This window comes from Blautia faecis, assembly GCF_027662325.1.
In the GTDB taxonomy this organism is placed as follows: Bacteria; Bacillota; Clostridia; order Lachnospirales; family Lachnospiraceae; genus Blautia_A; species Blautia_A faecis.
Genome location: NZ_JAQDKY010000027.1, coordinates 24,164 through 40,380 on the forward strand (window position 1 = coordinate 24,164; position 16,217 = coordinate 40,380).

The 16,217-nt window shown below is 43.7% G+C and carries 13 protein-coding genes and 1 pseudogene; 4 read left to right on the forward strand and 10 right to left on the reverse strand.

The features are described 5' to 3' along the window. Nucleotides 1-170: 170 nt before the first annotated feature. Nucleotides 171-227: pseudogene (locus PGQ38_RS20765) on the forward strand (DUF6783 domain-containing protein); the annotation flags it as partial. 56 nt (nucleotides 228-283) lie between these two features. Here PGQ38_RS20765 and PGQ38_RS12705 read toward each other — a convergent pair. Together PGQ38_RS12705 and PGQ38_RS12710 are read right to left on the reverse strand one after the other, a co-directional pair. After that, nucleotides 284-1,384: a substrate-binding domain-containing protein gene (locus PGQ38_RS12705; protein ID WP_195993017.1), complete on the reverse strand. Its 1,101-nt coding sequence runs from the start codon at nucleotides 1,382-1,384 to the stop codon at nucleotides 284-286. A 140-nt stretch (nucleotides 1,385-1,524) separates the two neighbouring features. Further along, nucleotides 1,525-2,256: an RluA family pseudouridine synthase gene (locus PGQ38_RS12710; RefSeq protein WP_270431994.1), complete on the reverse strand. Its 732-nt coding sequence runs from the start codon at nucleotides 2,254-2,256 to the stop codon at nucleotides 1,525-1,527. Between the two features lie 1,109 nt (nucleotides 2,257-3,365). Here PGQ38_RS12710 and PGQ38_RS20770 point away from each other — a divergent pair. After that, entirely contained in the window at nucleotides 3,366-3,551 is a 186-nt protein-coding gene (locus tag PGQ38_RS20770) for a DUF6783 domain-containing protein (RefSeq protein ID WP_416385860.1), read from the forward strand. Between the two features lie 147 nt (nucleotides 3,552-3,698). On the opposite strand, the gene PGQ38_RS12715 is transcribed toward PGQ38_RS20770, so the two are convergent. Then, nucleotides 3,699-5,957: a hydratase gene (locus tag PGQ38_RS12715; RefSeq protein WP_173717840.1), complete on the reverse strand. Its 2,259-nt coding sequence runs from the start codon at nucleotides 5,955-5,957 to the stop codon at nucleotides 3,699-3,701. A 279-nt stretch (nucleotides 5,958-6,236) separates the two neighbouring features. On the opposite strand from PGQ38_RS12715, the gene PGQ38_RS12720 reads away from it, so the two are divergent. Further along, nucleotides 6,237-6,512 (forward strand): hypothetical protein, encoded by a 276-nt coding sequence (locus tag PGQ38_RS12720; protein ID WP_118582107.1) that lies wholly within the window; start codon nucleotides 6,237-6,239, stop codon nucleotides 6,510-6,512. Continuing rightward, nucleotides 6,509-7,333 carry a transglutaminase-like domain-containing protein gene (locus tag PGQ38_RS12725; protein WP_118582104.1) on the forward strand — a complete coding sequence of 275 codons (825 nt, stop codon included), beginning with the start codon at nucleotides 6,509-6,511 and terminating at the stop codon, nucleotides 7,331-7,333. Before PGQ38_RS12720 ends, PGQ38_RS12725 begins: the two co-directional genes overlap by 4 nt. Nucleotides 7,334-7,419: 86 nt before the next feature. Here the strand turns inward: PGQ38_RS12725 and PGQ38_RS12730 are convergent, their stop codons facing one another. The 7 genes from PGQ38_RS12730 to PGQ38_RS12760 all read right to left on the reverse strand — a co-directional run bounded on the left by PGQ38_RS12730 (nucleotide 7,420) and on the right by PGQ38_RS12760 (nucleotide 16,114). Further along, entirely contained in the window at nucleotides 7,420-8,037 is a 618-nt protein-coding gene (locus tag PGQ38_RS12730) for a ribonuclease H family protein (protein ID WP_270431996.1), read from the reverse strand. 128 nt (nucleotides 8,038-8,165) lie between these two features. Further along, on the reverse strand, nucleotides 8,166-9,122 hold the full coding sequence (locus tag PGQ38_RS12735) for a D-2-hydroxyacid dehydrogenase (RefSeq protein WP_270431999.1): 957 nt from the start codon (nucleotides 9,120-9,122) through the stop codon (nucleotides 8,166-8,168). A gap of 303 nt (nucleotides 9,123-9,425) precedes the next feature. Then, on the reverse strand, nucleotides 9,426-10,064 hold the full coding sequence (locus PGQ38_RS12740) for a hypothetical protein (RefSeq protein WP_173716849.1): 639 nt from the start codon (nucleotides 10,062-10,064) through the stop codon (nucleotides 9,426-9,428). A 432-nt stretch (nucleotides 10,065-10,496) separates the two neighbouring features. Further along, nucleotides 10,497-11,864 (reverse strand): UDP-N-acetylmuramoyl-tripeptide--D-alanyl-D-alanine ligase, encoded by a 1,368-nt coding sequence (locus tag PGQ38_RS12745; RefSeq protein WP_187565141.1) that lies wholly within the window; start codon nucleotides 11,862-11,864, stop codon nucleotides 10,497-10,499. Between the two features lie 42 nt (nucleotides 11,865-11,906). Continuing rightward, a complete protein-coding gene (locus tag PGQ38_RS12750; RefSeq protein WP_173716847.1) occupies nucleotides 11,907-12,941 on the reverse strand; it encodes a D-alanine--D-alanine ligase family protein in 1,035 nt (344 codons plus the stop codon). Between the two features lie 175 nt (nucleotides 12,942-13,116). After that, entirely contained in the window at nucleotides 13,117-14,517 is a 1,401-nt protein-coding gene (locus PGQ38_RS12755) for a L,D-transpeptidase family protein (protein WP_270432002.1), read from the reverse strand. A gap of 316 nt (nucleotides 14,518-14,833) precedes the next feature. Then, the gene (locus PGQ38_RS12760; protein WP_270432003.1) at nucleotides 14,834-16,114 is read right to left on the reverse strand and encodes an aspartate aminotransferase type Ic; all 1,281 of its coding nucleotides are present in this window, start codon (nucleotides 16,112-16,114) and stop codon (nucleotides 14,834-14,836) included. Between the last annotated feature and the right edge of the window lie 103 nt (nucleotides 16,115-16,217).

Here is a 16,217-nt window from a genome sequence, read left to right on the forward strand (position 1 = left end):
CGATGTACTAGAATGTGTTTGAAACAGGCTCTGACTGCAATATCCTTTGATATACAAAAAACTGCCTTGTATCAGCATTCCCATTCCTGGTAAATTCATGCTGTACAAAGCAGTTTCTCTTTCATAGTTTCTTATGAACCTCACTATCTTATTTTAGAGCGTATTTATAAAATCATTCTCGCAATCTGCACGCCCCGCTTTGCGACATATTTTGCCCAAATTCGTAGAGCGTGTTTGTGAAATCATTTCTGAAAATTATGACGTGCCTCTTATGAAAGCTATTTCAATTTGCATACAAATAAGAACTGTATGTAGGATCATCAATGTTTGAGGAATCAATCCATGCCGGGTCGATACGCACATTCCGCTTGATTTCCACACTCTTCTTTGGTGCTGTAGTCAAAAGTGCTGTCCAGATGGTCTGATATCCCATCGCGTAAGGCTGCTGGGAAACCACACCGACCTCTTTACCATTCCGGATAGCCTCCTGTTGTTTCGCTGTGGCATCCACACCAACCATCACAATGGAATCCTTTGTCTCATCCTTTTTCATGTCCAGATACAGATCGGCAATATCTGCATTATCGCAGAAAACACCGTCCAGCTGCGGATATTTGTCAAGAACCTCCTGCATGGCAGCTGTCATATCATCTACCTGATCCTGATAAACAATCTCCACAACTTCAATATCCGGATAATTGGTGATATAATTGGTAAAACCGCTTACACGTTCCTGAATGCTCTGCGTCTTTTCCTGCGCAGAAAAGACTGCAACCTTACCCATTTTTCCGATGGCTGTGGCTAATCTATACGCAGCAATTTCTCCCACCCTGGTATTATCCGTACCACGAAATGCACGGACCATCTTGCTGTCTGTAACACCAGAGTCAAATGCCACAACCGGGATTCCATTCTCCTTGGCAGCTTCCAGCTGCGCCTGAAGGGAATCCATATCGCTGGCAGAAACACAAAGTACATCCGGATTCTCTGCAATTACCGCATCTATGGTATTTACCTGGCTCTCCACATCTTTCTCATCACTGGCGCCTTCAAAGGTCATGGTCACCTGATCTTCTTTCTTGAAGCCATATGCCTCGTTTACATCGGCAATTGCCTGCTCCATTCCTTTCTTAACCAGTCCCCAGAACTCTCCACTTGTACTCTTGCTTACAACTGCTACCCGGGATCCTGCCTGGATTTCTACAGATGTATCGATTTCAGGAATAAGAGGATCCTTTTCTTCCTGGGCTTCTTCTGTGGATTCCGTAGTCTGCCCGTCAGAAACCAGTGGCGCGATCACTTTCTCCACTTCTTCTTTCTTACAGCCTGTGAAGGTGCATAATGCAGCCAGAACAACAGCAGGTATCACTGCTACTTTTTTCATTTTATTCACTCCTCATCTGAATGTTTAAAGTTTTTCATAGAAACTTTTTATAACTATTTTTCGCAGTCTTCATCTTTGTTTAATCTTGCTTTTACATTATACACAATTTCGGTTCCACGTCTATAGTTTTTATGGTTTTTTCACATTTGCGGGATAGAAATCCCCTTAAACTCAGTCCCTTCCGGCTTTGTCACGAATTTCATCACCTTTCCGGTTACCGGATGGAAAAAGGTGAGGCTTGCGGCGCACAGAGCCAAGCTGCCTGCCCCGATGGTCACATTCGTTCCGGCACCATATTTCCGATCACCAGCCAAAGGCATTCCTGCATGAGCCATCTGAACCCGGATCTGGTGATGGCGGCCTGTATCCAGATGAATTCGAAGCAGCCATTTTTTCTTTCCGGAAATTGCATCCACAGCTTCACCGAGAACCTCATAGGAAAGTCTGGCTTTCTTCGCACCAGGAGTGTGCGCATTTACCACGGAAGAAGTATTGGATTTTCCATCTTTTTTCAGGTAATCCTCCAGAACTTTTTCTTTTTTCCCAGCCTCGGCCTGCTGTCCATATGTTACTGCCAGATAAATTTTTTCCATCTTTCCAGCTGTAATCTGTGCACTTAACGATTTCGCAGCCTCAGGTGTCTTCCCAAATACAAGAATACCTTCTACCGGCTGATCCAGCCTGTGGATTACTGCCAGATATGGAATCCTTCTCCCACCACCGGCTTGCATTGCCAGATAATTTTTCAAGCTGCTCTCCAGATCCATGGCACCGATTCTTGCATTCTGTACCGCAATTCCCGCTGGCTTACAGCAAACTAGAATCTCTTTATCTTCAAAAAGAATGTAGTCCTCTATTTTCCCACTAAACATCGTCTGCTTCCCTCATAGTTTCCAATTTTCTCCGCTCATTATAGCGGATTAAAGCCTGATTTACAAGCTCACACTTTCTATTCCGGTATGCTTTATGCTGCATATCGGTTCCTGTTCACTTCGTATCCAATACATCATCCCGCTTTTTGTCTCTCACAGCATGGAAAAGGACGGTCATCATTTTACTTATATTTCAAATGATGACCGCCCTAAAATTCTTCAGTATTCAATGGTCTTTTCCTCGTTTTTCAAATTGATTTACAATTTAATATTTACGTGGTCTTTATTCAGTTGTTCTATATTCAGTTTTAAGTTTTTATTTAAAATATCTTATCTTATTTCCTGCTCATAAACGATATGATGTTTATCATTCGGTTTATTTAGAAGTTTGATAGATTGAAATTATAATTCACGTTTTATAATTTCTTCTGCAGAAATATCGGATATACTTCTCAGGCTCTGAATCATTATCATAAACAATTTCAAACTTAATTCGGTTAAATCCAAAACCACTTACTGGTTCATATGCTCTCTTATATGTATTATACAAAAAAGTTTGAGCGGAAGTTCCTGATCTATTTCTGACTGGAATATCAATTATGATATTCTTCTAATGCAAAGTTTCGATTCATATTCTAAAGGTTCAATAGGAATCTCAAGATATCCTGCTTATCTGTGATAAGGGGTTATATCCTCTGGAGAAATGTTTCTTTACACAAGTTCCAGATCTTTGTATTAGTGGTGGACAGTTATTCAATATAAGTAATCGCTTCTATTTACCTTGGATACGTTTATAAGTATCAGCTGAATCAAGTGATACTTTATTTTCTATTTACACGGTTCTCGTATCAGGTCTTCTTGCAGGAAATGCGATTCCTGTCTCTCTTATATTGATTAGAAAGATTTTATGTTCCCATTGGAATCACTAAGCTCCTTTCTTTATGAAGTTGTTTTTCTTTTCTTTTGATGAGCTTATATTACCATCTCTGATCTTATTTGTCAATACTTTTTCGTGTATTTTTTGTTTTATTTCTGTTTTATTTTGGCGTTTCACGTTGTATTTCTGTGTTTTTTACTAATTATTATAATTATTCAGAATATTTGTTTATATAACAAGAAAGGCTCCTTTTTGCAAAAGTCTAAATAGGTGTTTAAAAAAGGCTTTCTGCAAGATATACGTCATGATTTGTGGGAGATTTTGTCCGGTTGAGGGTATCATAGCGGGCTACGACAACCGAATTCGGGAAAAATATACCGCAAAGTGGGACGTGCAGATTGCGGAAATGCTTTTTTAAACACGTTCTAGCCTATGTAGAAACACATTGAGCGATATTTGCCTTTTCGTTGCAGTGTGATCATACCATGTAGAGCTTTTTATGTAACAGGGAATTCTGATAAAAAGGCAGGTCGCTCTCAAAAAGAATGACCTGCCTCATAACATTTTATTTTCTATTGTAATTGATCAGACAGCCTTTCAGGATGATTTCCCGCTCATCATCTGTCAGCTCTCCAAGTGTTACGGTAAACGGAACCAGTCCGCTCTCTTTTACCACATAACCGGTAATGCTGTCGGCTTTCTCTTCCACTGCCTTGCGGATTTCCGGGAAGAACAGGTAATCACCGTTTACAAACGGAAGATCACCGGCCGGGATCAGGAATGGAAGCATTCCCCAGTTAATCAGGTTGGAACGGTAACGTTTGGTAGCGTATTCGTTGGCAATGTTTGCCCACCCGCCAAGTACTTTCTGACAGGAAGCAGCCTGCTCACGGGCAGAACCATCTCCGGGCTTCACTGCGAAAATAGTACTTCCAACGCCAAGATTGCCTTTGCCAGCTTCCGGATACTCTTTGTTCACCGCTTCCATAACCGGCTTCAGCTCTGGCAGTGCATCCAGCGGACATTCGCCGTTCTCAATGGCATGCTCTGCTTTCTGAACCTCTTTTGCCCGTCCAACATAAGCCGGATCCTTTCTGGAAAGAGTAAACTCAGCCAGTCCAAGAGGATTGGAACGGTAGGAGGAAGTCTCACCGGACGGGATCAGCTCGTCGGTAGTAGTTACCGGATCGTGAATTTCGGAAACAACCTTCAGAACCAGATTCTCTGCAAGTGCCGGCATCTTCGGCCAGTCTTTGATGTTCGGTCCAAACTGGATCTCAACAGACGGATCAGCCACGCCTTTGCTGTCAAATACACGGTTATCGTAAATCGTTTTATCAAAGAAATATTTCTGTCCTCTGTACTCTCCTGTGAAATTCTCAGCAGAGGTAAGGAATCCCTTGTTTGCAGCTGTAGCAGCGATAGAACGGGCATCCATAAGTGCAACAGAAGAAATCTGACCATTCTGGATCTTGGAGCCTTCACGGTTCGGGAAGTTTCTGGTGGTATGGCGGATACTGAAAGCATTGTTTGCCGGAGTATCTCCAGCACCGAAGCATGGACCGCAGAATGCAGTTTTCACAACAGCACCTGTCTCAAGAAGATCTGCCAGAACTCCATTCTTAGCCAGTTCCATATAAATCGGAGTACTTGCCGGATATACGCTTAAAGTAAAGGCATCTGCACCGATGCTGGTTCCGCGGAGAATATCCGCTGCAGCACAGATGTTCTCAAATCCACCGCCTGCACATCCTGCAATAATTCCCTGGTCAACATAAAGCTTTCCGTCTACAACCTTATTACGGAGAGTATAAGGAACCTTGCCGTCCAGACTTACCAGAGCTTTTTTCTCAACATCGGCAAGAATGTCATCCAGATTTGCATTCAGTTCATCAATTGTATAAGTATTGCTTGGATGGAACGGCATAGCGATCATTGGCTTGATCTCGCCAAGGTCAATCTCCACACAGCCGTCATAGTAAGCCACATCTCCCGGTTTCAGTTCTTTATAGCTCTGGGCTCTTCCATGGATCTCGTAAAACTCCTGAATCTTCTCATCTGTCTGCCAGATAGAGGAAAGGCAGGTAGTCTCAGTAGTCATAACATCGATTCCAATACGGAAATCAGCACTTAAATTAGCTACGCCAGGACCTACGAACTCCATTACTTTATTCTTCACATAACCATTTGCAAATACTTTACCAATGATAGCAAGAGCAACGTCCTGCGGTCCTACGCCCGGACGTGGGCTTCCTTTCAGATAAATAGCAACAACTCCTGGCATATTAATATCATATGTCTGGGAAAGGAGCTGCTTCACAAGCTCCGGTCCACCCTCTCCCATAGCCATAGTTCCAAGAGCGCCATAACGGGTATGGCTGTCTGAGCCAAGGATCATCTTGCCGCACTCAGCAAGCATTTCGCGGGCAAACTGATGGATAACTGCCTGATGTGGCGGAACATAGACACCGCCGTATTTCTTCGCACAGGTAAGACCAAACATATGGTCATCCTCATTAATAGTACCGCCTACTGCACAGAGAGAATTGTGACAGTTTGTCAGAACATACGGTACCGGAAAACGCTCCAGTCCGGAAGCACGTGCAGTCTGGATAATTCCTACAAAAGTAATATCATGGGATGTCAGTTTATCAAATTTAATCTGAAGCTTGTCCATATTACCAGAAGTATTATGGGCTTTTAAAATAGAATAGGCAATGGTATTTCTTGCTGCATCTTCTCTGGAAACAGGAAGCTGGGCTTCAGCTGCCGGAATGATTTCCTTTCCATTCTGCAGATACACGCCAGTATCATATAATTTCATAATAAAGCTCCTCCTCATCTTGAGAGATTTATAAGTAACAAATATTATACAGCTGTTCACCAGCAACATTCTGAGAGGTATTTTTTGTGAACAGCAGCAACATTATCGTTAATTATAGTAGATTTCTCCGAAAGGGTCAAGCAAAAACACTTTAGCGTGCTAAAAAGCTTTTTTTGCAAAAAATGGTCTGTAATTTTGCTCCACATTTCTGTTGCAACTTTTTCAAATCAGTGATAAGGTAGAATCTACCAACACTGAAATAATGGGAGGTGTTCTAAGATGTTTCGCCTTTGGGGACGAATCTGGAAAGATAACCATATGCTGAAGGATACCGTGATCTGTGATGACCGCCAGGAGACCAGAACGCACAAGGTTTTTCACTGTCTGGAGCAGATCTGTTATGAGCTGGATCTTGGTAATCCAATCTGGCTGGATACTACGGTGCGGGATTTTAAGAAGCACAGTAAAACACGTTTTTATCAGGATAATTTTATTGAACAGATTGACTTTGATTACCTGGAAATACAGGTAATAGAGGAAGATGGAGGAGAATGATGAAAAAGACAAAAATGTTTATGCTGGTTCTCACCAGCGCAGTACTTGCCCTTACTCCGGTAACTGCAAACGCAGCTGAAGCTGCACCTTCTCAGGTAACGGAAACTGTTATTGCCACCCCTACTCCGACACCAAAAAAGCCACAGAAAAAAGGCTGGGTGAAGACCAAATCCGGAATCAGAAGATACTATCGAAAAGGAAAACGCCTCACCGGTTTCCAGAAGATTGGCAAGAATTATTTCTATTTCAGTGCCAAGGGAACCCTATTAAAAAATACTACTGTTAATAAAGGTTACAGGGGATTTACTTACTACATCGACAATAAAAGTCATGTAATCGGCAGAAAAAAGGGTTCTACCTACTATACTGCCAGCGGAAAGAGAATGACTCAGGTTCAGATTGCCAACCTCCGCTCCAAGCAGATTGCAGCAGAGATCACCAATTCCAGCATGTCCAAATCCCAGAAGCTTCAGACATGTTTCAACTGGGTGATCAAGGGCTATTATAATATCTGGCGTGATTTTGACCAGGGCGGCAAGGACTGGCCGGCTACTTTTGCAAATGACCATTTTCTCCATCACAACGGAGACTGCGTTTCTGACGCTGGCGCATTTGCTTACCTCGCCAAGGCAATCGGATACAAGAATGTTTATGTATGTGCCGACGCTGTGCAGAGCAACAACAATGCCCACGCATGGTGCGAGATCAACGGGTATGTTTATGACCCGCTTTTCGCAGAAGCAAAGAGTTACAGCAAGTATTACGGTGCAACCTATGGTTCTTATGGACTTTACCCGGTTTTGAAATATAAGATTTCATAAATGGTTAATATTCGCTGTACTGGCTGCAGTAACTAAGTTCAGACAAAATATATGCGGCGCACAGATTACAAAAGCTCCCGGATCCGCTACAGGATTCCGAGAGCTTTTTTTGCAAGCTGGTCAGCCATATCGTTGTATTTGTCGTTGGAGTGTCCTTTTACTTTTACAAAATGGACTTTTACTTTCTTCACGGCTTCCCGGTAAAAGGCCTGATACGCAATTGTTCCGGGTTTGGTAGCTTTCCAGGCACCGGTACACCATTTGGCAATGCCTTCATAATCATGGTAAATGGTGATTTCCGGAATATTATGATCCACAGCATACTGCATTGCCGCTTCGGAGCCTTTGATTTCTCCTGCTACATTATGCATCAGTGCCAGCTCTTTGTCTGTCATTTTTTCGCAGAATGTGTGCTCTTCTCCATCCTTCAGGATGACCATTCCGTAGGAAAATTCGCCGGTGTCAGAGCGGTAACTGCCATCTACGTAGGCAATCACCTGGTCTGACGCAGGTTTTTCTGCCCTGGAAAGTGTATCCGGGATGCCCTCTGCACTCACACCAGCAAATGCCTGTGCCTCTTCCATAGTGGGAAAGCTCTTAAATTCTGCTCCCGAAAATCCCGTGACCTGTTTCTGACACTCTGCCCAGGTCATAAATACACCTGTTTTTCTGCCTGTTCTTACTGCATAGTATTTCTTTGCCATGTAGTCTCCCTTCTGTATCAGACATTCTCAAACACTTTTTCTTTAATTATAACGAAACTGTTTCTTATCTTCAATAATAGATTAGAGCATGTCCACAACACACTCTAATCTATCCCTGGCCCGAAACTTTAATATACCCTGTTTGTCCTGTCGTCACGTTGGAACCGCTGAATGTTTTTCACCACTTCATCCACTACGCGGAATCTGGTCTCTTTCGCAGCCCATGCAATATGCGGAGTAATGATCAGTTTATTGCTGTTCTGGATCTTAAGAAGCGGATTCTCCGGATTCATTGGCTCTTTGCAAAGAACATCAAGGCCTGCACCTGCAATGGAGCCTTCGGTAAGAGCTGTATACAAATCTGGCTCATTTACAATGGCGCCTCGCGCAAGATTCAGGAAAATAGCGGATTTCTTCATCTTGCGGAATTTTTCCAGTGTCATCAGATTCTCCGTGTACCCGTTCAGCGGTGCATGGACGGAAAGAATATCAGAGCGGGAAAGAAGCTCATCCAGGCTTACCTGTTCATATTCTGTATTGTATTTCTTCCCGGAAGCGGAATAGCAGATAATATGGCAGCCAAATGCCTTGGCAATCTGCGCCACCCTGTTTCCAATTGCGCCAAGACCGATAATTCCCCAGGTTTTTCCATCCAGCTCGAAGAAATTCTGTCCGAAATGGGAGAAACAGGTTCCTCTTGCATATTCTCCGGATTTTACGTAATTGTCGTAATAATTCAGTTTTTCCAGAATATAGAAAAGAAGAGCGAAGGTATGCTGTGCCACTCCGTTTGTAGAGTATCCGGCAACATTGTAAGCTGCAATTCCCCTCTTTTTCAGATAGTCTCCATCCAGGTTGTTAAAGCCTGTTGCGGTCAGGCAGACCAGCTTTAGGTTCTGTGCTTTTCCAATGGTAGACTCGCAGATTGGAACCTTGTTGGCCACGATCACATCTGCGTCTTTTGTCTTTTCTTCCATTTCATCTGCTGTTGTACTTCGATATATTACTACTTCGCCCAGTGCCTCAAATGGAGTAAATACCATATCCTGTCCCAGGCTGTCTGCTTCCAGAATTACAATTTTCATAATGTGCTCCTCGCTTTCTTCTGTGCTCATTTATATAGTCGTGCGTTTCCTCATCTGTTTTATAAAATACCGTTTTCTCCGGGAAAATGCAATCCCAAACTATAAAATGTACAATAAGTGTTACTATCCTGTTATTATTCACTGGTGATGTTCTGCGAGGTGTTTTTTGTGAACAAAGTTCACAGAACCCCCGAGAATTAAGTTTGCGCAGCGTGTTGCTGTAAATGGGGAAAACAATAATCCTCAAAATACAAGAGCGCAAGGCTGATAGTGCCTGCGCCCTCATCTACCATTCTGTAATTGTCAAGCCATAAATTCCCGGATAATTTCCCTCATAATCTTCTCTTCCTCAGGAGTCAGCATCTTACTGAAATGACTTCCGGAAGCAGCTGTCTGCTTGATGCTACTGGTAATCTTATCCACGATTTCTTCCTGTAAAACAGGGTCCGCTTTTTTCGCGGCTGGAATCTCTTCTGTCCAGCTTCTCATCTGCTCCACATAATCTGCCAACGTATCCATCACCAGCTCTTCTTTGTAAGAAAAATCCAACGCCTGACGTAAAAGCAATAACACCACCGGTACAGTGGCGCCCACATACAGATAAGTCAGAGGAAGTCCCTCTTCTATCCTTAACGTCTTGGAAAAATAGATGGCACAGCCAAGAATCACAGTGGACAAAAGTGCCGGATACCACACCAGCCGATTCATTCTGTGAAGAAGCCTGTCCCGTGTTTTCCAAAGTCTCAGCCATTTTTCCTTCAGGCTGATCCGCTGACTGCTGCCTGCTCCTTGGGTGTTTTTCGTGCCTGTGTTTTTGCTTCCGGTACTTTTCAGCATTCTTCTGTAGGTGAGGTTTGTCGTCAGCATTCCAATTGCTCCAAGGGTCCCAAGGGCCGCCATACTGTAGAGCAATATCTGCAGATCCATAATTTTCTCCAGCATAATGTCCTCCCATGCTTTCTTTCAAATTGGGAAACTGTTCAATATCTTTGCACCGCAGTTCTCTTTTTTTGTATAAACCTGATTTCAAAAAATACCTGGCGGAACATTGCCAATAAACAGTAACCTTTTACGAACATTATACCGCTGTCCTGTTCTGTATGAAACATAAATCGTTCGTCAAATTCTCGGTGAATCCCGCTTATCCTGTGGTTTCTCTGCATATTTTCCTATTTTATGATCACTTATATAAAGACTTTCCGCAATATATCAATTAGTTTTTGATTTATTGCGGAATAAGTATGATATATTGCGGAATAGCATTGATTTTTCGCGCTATAAGTCAAATATATCGCGGAAATAAATGTAAATGCCCCTTAAACAGATTCTGATTATATCTACAGAGTCTGCTTAAAGGGCAATACATTATCTTCCCTACATTTCCTGCAATGCAGCTACCACTTTCTCAAATTGCATAAAGTGAGACGCCTTTACCAAAATGGTATCACCGGTCTGCACATAATCAGACAGATGGGACAAAAGGCTGTCACGGTCCGGTTCTTCTATAACGATAAGCTCCGGGTTCTTTCTCGCCATCTTCGCAATGTTTGCGGAAAGAGGGCCGGTGCAGATGCAAACGTCAATTCCACACTGGGCTGCATGCTCGCCTACCTCTGCGTGAAGCTGAACTTCATTCTCTCCAAGCTCTCCCATGTCGCCTAAGATTGCCACTCTTCTGCCAGCACCATCTTTCAGCACATCCAGTGATGCTTTCATGGACATTGGGTTGGCATTATAACAATCGTCTACGATAAGGAAACGGTCTGTCTCGATCATGTGGAATCTGCCGCTGATGGCTTCCAGGGTCTCAATTCCATGACGGATCTGCTCCAGCGTCAGTCCGTAAATACGACCAACTGCAGTTGCTGCCAGGGCATTGTATACCATATGACGGCCAGGCATTGGGATATCTGTCGTGAAAGACTCCTCACCTACGTGAATGCGGCAGGTCATGCCTTTCAACCCTCTGCTCACGATCTCATCCGCATAAATATCCTTATCTGACTCCATACCGAAGAATACAGGCTTAATTCCTTCATATTCTTTCACAGTGCAAAGCTTATCATCGTCACCGTTTAATACAATATGTCCATCTTTTTTCAGATATTTAAAAATTTCGGTTTTCGCTTTCAACACACCGTCTCTGTCACCCAGGTTCTCCAGATGGCAGGTGCCAATATTCGTGATCACACAGGTATCGGGTCTTGCAATCTTCGCAAGTCGGGTCATCTCACCAAAATCGCTGATTCCCATTTCCAGAACTGCGATCTCATCCTCGTCACGAAGGCGGAATACGGTGAGTGGAAGACCTAACTCATTGTTAAAGTTTCCCTGTGTTTTCAGGGTACGGTATTTCTCTTTCAGGACAGAGGCAATTACCTCTTTTGTACTTGTTTTTCCCACACTTCCGGTAATTCCAACAACCGGAATCTGAAGCTGCTGCAGGTAAAATTCTGCAATGTCCTTTACAGCCTGAAGGGAAGATTCTACCTTGATATATGGGAAATCAGCATTCTCCAGGATTCTCTCAGATAAGGTAGCAAGCGCACCTGCCTCCATCACCTGGGGAATAAATTTATGGGCATCTACACGTTCGCCTACGATGGGAACAAATAAGGTTCCGGCTTCTGCTTTCCGGCTGTCTGTTGTAATAGAGGAAACCTCCTGCTCCAGCTTGTCAGACGGTCCGGAATAAACACCGCCGCAGACCTTGGTCAGGTTTTCCAGGGTAAGATTTTTCATTTTATTTAATCCTTTTTATATGTAATATAAATATTCGGTATATTATTCGTACTTCTTTAAAGAAATCCGGATCAGTTCCTCGCAAAGCGTCGGATAATCCATTCCCAGTACTTTCGCCTCCTGAGGAATCAGACTGGTAGGAGTCATTCCCGGAAGGGTATTTGCTTCCAGACAGTACATATCTCCGTTCTCTTTCATCATGAAATCCAGACGGCTGTAGCCAGTAAGTCCCAGTGCTTTTGCTGCCTTCACTGCATTCTCCTGCATTTTTGCTGTGAGCTCCGGAGAAATCTCAGCCGGGCAGGTCTCTACAGTAGAGCCAGCCTGATATTTGTTCTTGTAGTCATAGAATCCCTGGATCGGAGCAATCTCGATGATCGGATACGCCTTGTCATCCACAACTGCAACAGAAAATTCACGGCCTTTGATATACTCCTCCACAACAATATCCGCGCCATACTGGCATGCATCTGTAAGAGCCTCTTCGTATTCTTTCTGATCATTTACAATATAAACACCTACGCTGGAACCGCCGCAGCTTGTTTTTACAACTACCGGGAATTCCAGTCCATGCTTAGCAATGTCTTTCTCCAGATTGTCTCTTGTCATGGTAAATCCGCCTGGGGTAGGAACATGGTTCATCAGGAAAACTTCCTTGGTGATACGCTTATCCATAGCCATGGCACTGCTGAGATAACCGGTTCCTGTGTAACGGATTCCCAGCAGGTCAAAGGTAGCCTGCACCTTTCCATCCTCACCATTTGCGCCGTGAAGTCCAAGGAACACAATGTCACATTTTTCACAAAGTTCCAGAACATTTGGTCCGAAAAAGCTTCTGCGTTTTTTCTCCATCTCCTTGATCTGCGGATTGAAGCTGCTCATATACTCTGCTGCTTTTTCCACATCATATTCAGCCGGGAAAGGATTCTCCCAGTCTACATTCTCAACTCCACAGAAAATATCTACAAGTATTGCCTCATGACCTTTCTGGCGCAGTGCACCGCAGATTCCGGTACCGGATACAATGGAAATCTCTCTCTCCGTACTGGTTCCTCCAGCCAAAACTACTATCTTCATAATCTTATATCTCCTTTTTTGTTCGTAAACGTAACTGTTCAGTTTCTTCACAGTTACACGCTTTGCCATGTACAGAAATCATGCATTCGCATGATTTCGCGCTGAATTTCCCAGAGGCAGTGAACCTAGTACATCGTTTTCCAAAACACCTCGCGGAATATTCTCTACTGAATAGTTACTCATACACAACCACCGGCATGCCAATCTCAATATTTGCATAAATCTCGGCCGCCTTGTCATATGGAACATTTACACATCCATGGGAGCCTTCCCACAGATAAAGATTTCCTCCAAACTCAGACCGCCAGGAAGCGTCGTGAATTCCCACATTTCCTGCAAAAGGCATCCAATAGGTCACATTTGCCTCATAATCCTCTCCTGTAAGCACAGCCGGAGATTCCTTGGCATCCAGTGCATAACAGCCTGTAGGAGTGCCACAGCCTTCAATATCCGGATTTCCACTTACAATAGGTGTATCCACGATCGGAGTTCCCTTCTGGTAAAAAACAAGACGCTGGTTTGTCAGATCTATCTCCACGTAGGTGGAACCAATATCATTGGTTCCGCGACTATAGCCTGAATACAGATAAACAGGCTCACGAACCTGGGTAACACCGCTTTCGATAGCAGCGATCAGCGCTTTTACTTCTTCGTCCTGATCGATCACCCAGCCGTAATCGCCGCCTTTAATTTCCACCTGGCGATTATCGTAAGTCAGAAATGTCCTGGTCTGTCCCATGGTATCATATTTCAGCCCAAGGTCTGCCACATACTGCCGCACCAGATTTTCATCCAGTATCACATTGCCATCCTCATCATAACCGAACCAGTTCTTGATCAAGGTACGGTCCACAGTCTCAGTACGATCAGCAAAGTCATAAGTTATGATCACCTTGACAAGCTGGTTCATTTTTTCACAATTGGCTTTCAGCTGTTCATCTGTGCTGTATACCGAAGGCTTCCGGTAGCAGCTCTCGTTCTCCAGATTTACAGAAGTTTTTCCTCGGAGCATGGCTGCGGAAATCACTTCCTCCGTCTTAGTGCGATCCAGAGCATTTCCCATTACTTCCGGAATGATTTCAAAAGTATCTCCGGTATCCTGGATCTGGGCATCCACAGGCTGGACTACATTCTCTGGCTGCATGCATTTCAGATTATCAACAGCTTGCCCCATCAGCTCCACGTTATAGCTGAGGGATTCTGAAATATCATAATTCTTATCCTGGTTAAAAGCAAGAAACCAGGTAAATCGATCCTGATCTTTGATCAACTGCTTCACAATGCCGGTAGACACATAGGAAAGCCCCACATCCTGGGCGGAAATGGCTTCCTGACCGTTTTTCATGGTCTCCACAGCAAGAACATAAGCGCCTACACGCTGGTTCAGAAGGTCCTCGGTGTCTTCCGAAGTCATGTAGGAACAATTAAACCCATTCACCATAGAGCCTGGAAGAAAATGACTGGAAAAGTAGTGCACGCCATATCCATAAGCTCCTGCTGTAAGAAGCAGCAGCAAAACCACAAGTAAAATAACAATCGTTCTTCCTGCGCCTGCTTTTTCCTTATTTTTTGCCATAAATTCCTCCCTGCTTATGATGAATTCTTATTGCCTTTACACGACTACATCTTCTGTTTAACCTTATGCAGGAAATAAACTCCATAGTCGGCATTTATTTATGCCTTCCAAATGCAGACGGGTAAAGACAATAAAAAGCAGATGATTACTGTTCACAAATAACAGTAGATTACTCTGCCTCTTTTTATATGCCAGATCAGGTACTTTTCCTGATCTGGCATGGTTACATTCTATGCGCAAATTTCCGATTTCAGAGCCTGTTTGAAAATAGCGGCTCACCTTTTACGGAAAGGTTACCGTTCACAGCAACACGCTTTTAGCCGAGAAGTTTTTCTACACTGACAAGCTTCACACAAAGTACGAATACCTGTGCTGCTTTGCCAAGATCCTCAAGTGTAGGGAAGGATGGTGCAATACGGATGTTGGAATCTTTCGGATCCTTGCCGTATGGATAAGTAGCACCTGCGCCAGTAAGGACAACACCAGCCTCTTTTGCTCTGGCTACAATTGCCTTTGCGCAGCCATCCAGGGAATCAAAAGAGATGAAATATCCGCCGTGTGGCTTGGTCCACTCACCGATTCCAAGTCCGGAAAGTTCTTTGTCAAGCGTATCCAGAACCAGCTCGAATTTCGGGCGGAGGATATCTGCGTGTTTTCTCATGTGGGCGTGAAGTCCGTCAAGATCCTTGAAAAATCTTACGTGACGGAGCTGGTTCAGTTTATCATGACCGATGGTCTGAACCTGCATATATTTGCGGAAATCATCCAGGTTTGCCTTGGAAGCTGCAACGGCAGCGATTCCAGATCCTGGGAAGCTTACCTTTGAAGTGGATGTAAATTTATAAACAAGATCAGGATTACCAGCTTTTGCACACTCACCAAGAATTTCAACCAGGAAATCCTGATTATCATCATAGAGATGATGGATGCTGTATGCATTATCCCAGTAAATACGGAAGTCCGGTGCTACCGGTTTCAGTCTTGCAAAACGCTCTACGGTTTCTTTGGAGTAAGTGTAACCCTGTGGGTTGGAGTATTTCGGAACACACCAGATTCCCTTGATCGCTGCATCTTCACTTACCAGCTTCTCTACCATGTCCATATCCGGTCCCTGTGGAGTCATCGGAACATTGATCATCTCGATTCCGAAAAATTCGGTGATCTTGAAGTGACGGTCATAACCAGGTACCGGACAGAGAAATTTCACCTTGTCAAGCTTGCACCATGGAGTATTTCCCATTACACCCTGAGTCATGGAACGTGCGATACTGTCGAACATAACGTTCAGGCTTGAGTTTCCATATATGATAATGTGTTCCGGATCTACCTCAGACATTTCTCCAAGAAGACGCTTGGCTTCCGGAATACCATCGATCACACCGTAGTTACGGCAATCTACTCCGGTCTCGCATTTCAGATCTGAATCGCCCTTCAGAACGTCCATCATTTCCATAGAAAGTTCCAGCTGTGCATTGCTTGGCTTTCCTCTTGACATATCAAGGGCAAGTCCCTGTGCCTTGATCTCTTCAAATTCTTTGTCCAGCTCTTTTTTCAGTGCCAGAAGCTCTTCATGATTCATTTCGGTATATTTTTTCATAAATTCCTCCTTCGGCAATTGCCTGTTTGGTGTATCCTCCTCGTATATCTTTTCCATTTTAGTATGCTAAATTGTCGGTTGTCAAGTGTTTGGCTCTATTTTA

Bases quoted from the DNA above. Each gene is read 5' to 3' on its own strand.
- PGQ38_RS12715 (WP_173717840.1), bottom strand. From the start codon at position 5,957: ATGAAATTATATGATACTGGCGTGTATCTGCAGAATGGAAAGGAAATC.
- PGQ38_RS12750 (WP_173716847.1), bottom strand. From the start codon at position 12,941: ATGAAGATAGTAGTTTTGGCTGGAGGAACCAGTACGGAGAGAGAGATT.
- PGQ38_RS12720 (WP_118582107.1), top strand. From the start codon at position 6,237: ATGTTTCGCCTTTGGGGACGAATCTGGAAAGATAACCATATGCTGAAG.
- PGQ38_RS12730 (WP_270431996.1), bottom strand. From the start codon at position 8,037: ATGGCAAAGAAATACTATGCAGTAAGAACAGGCAGAAAAACAGGTGTA.
- PGQ38_RS12740 (WP_173716849.1), bottom strand. From the start codon at position 10,064: ATGCTGGAGAAAATTATGGATCTGCAGATATTGCTCTACAGTATGGCG.
- PGQ38_RS12745 (WP_187565141.1), bottom strand. From the start codon at position 11,864: ATGAAAAATCTTACCCTGGAAAACCTGACCAAGGTCTGCGGCGGTGTT.
- PGQ38_RS12710 (WP_270431994.1), bottom strand. From the start codon at position 2,256: ATGTTTAGTGGGAAAATAGAGGACTACATTCTTTTTGAAGATAAAGAG.
- PGQ38_RS12755 (WP_270432002.1), bottom strand. From the start codon at position 14,517: ATGGCAAAAAATAAGGAAAAAGCAGGCGCAGGAAGAACGATTGTTATT.
- PGQ38_RS12725 (WP_118582104.1), top strand. From the start codon at position 6,509: ATGATGAAAAAGACAAAAATGTTTATGCTGGTTCTCACCAGCGCAGTA.
- PGQ38_RS12705 (WP_195993017.1), bottom strand. From the start codon at position 1,384: ATGAAAAAAGTAGCAGTGATACCTGCTGTTGTTCTGGCTGCATTATGC.
- PGQ38_RS12735 (WP_270431999.1), bottom strand. From the start codon at position 9,122: ATGAAAATTGTAATTCTGGAAGCAGACAGCCTGGGACAGGATATGGTA.
- PGQ38_RS12760 (WP_270432003.1), bottom strand. From the start codon at position 16,114: ATGAAAAAATATACCGAAATGAATCATGAAGAGCTTCTGGCACTGAAA.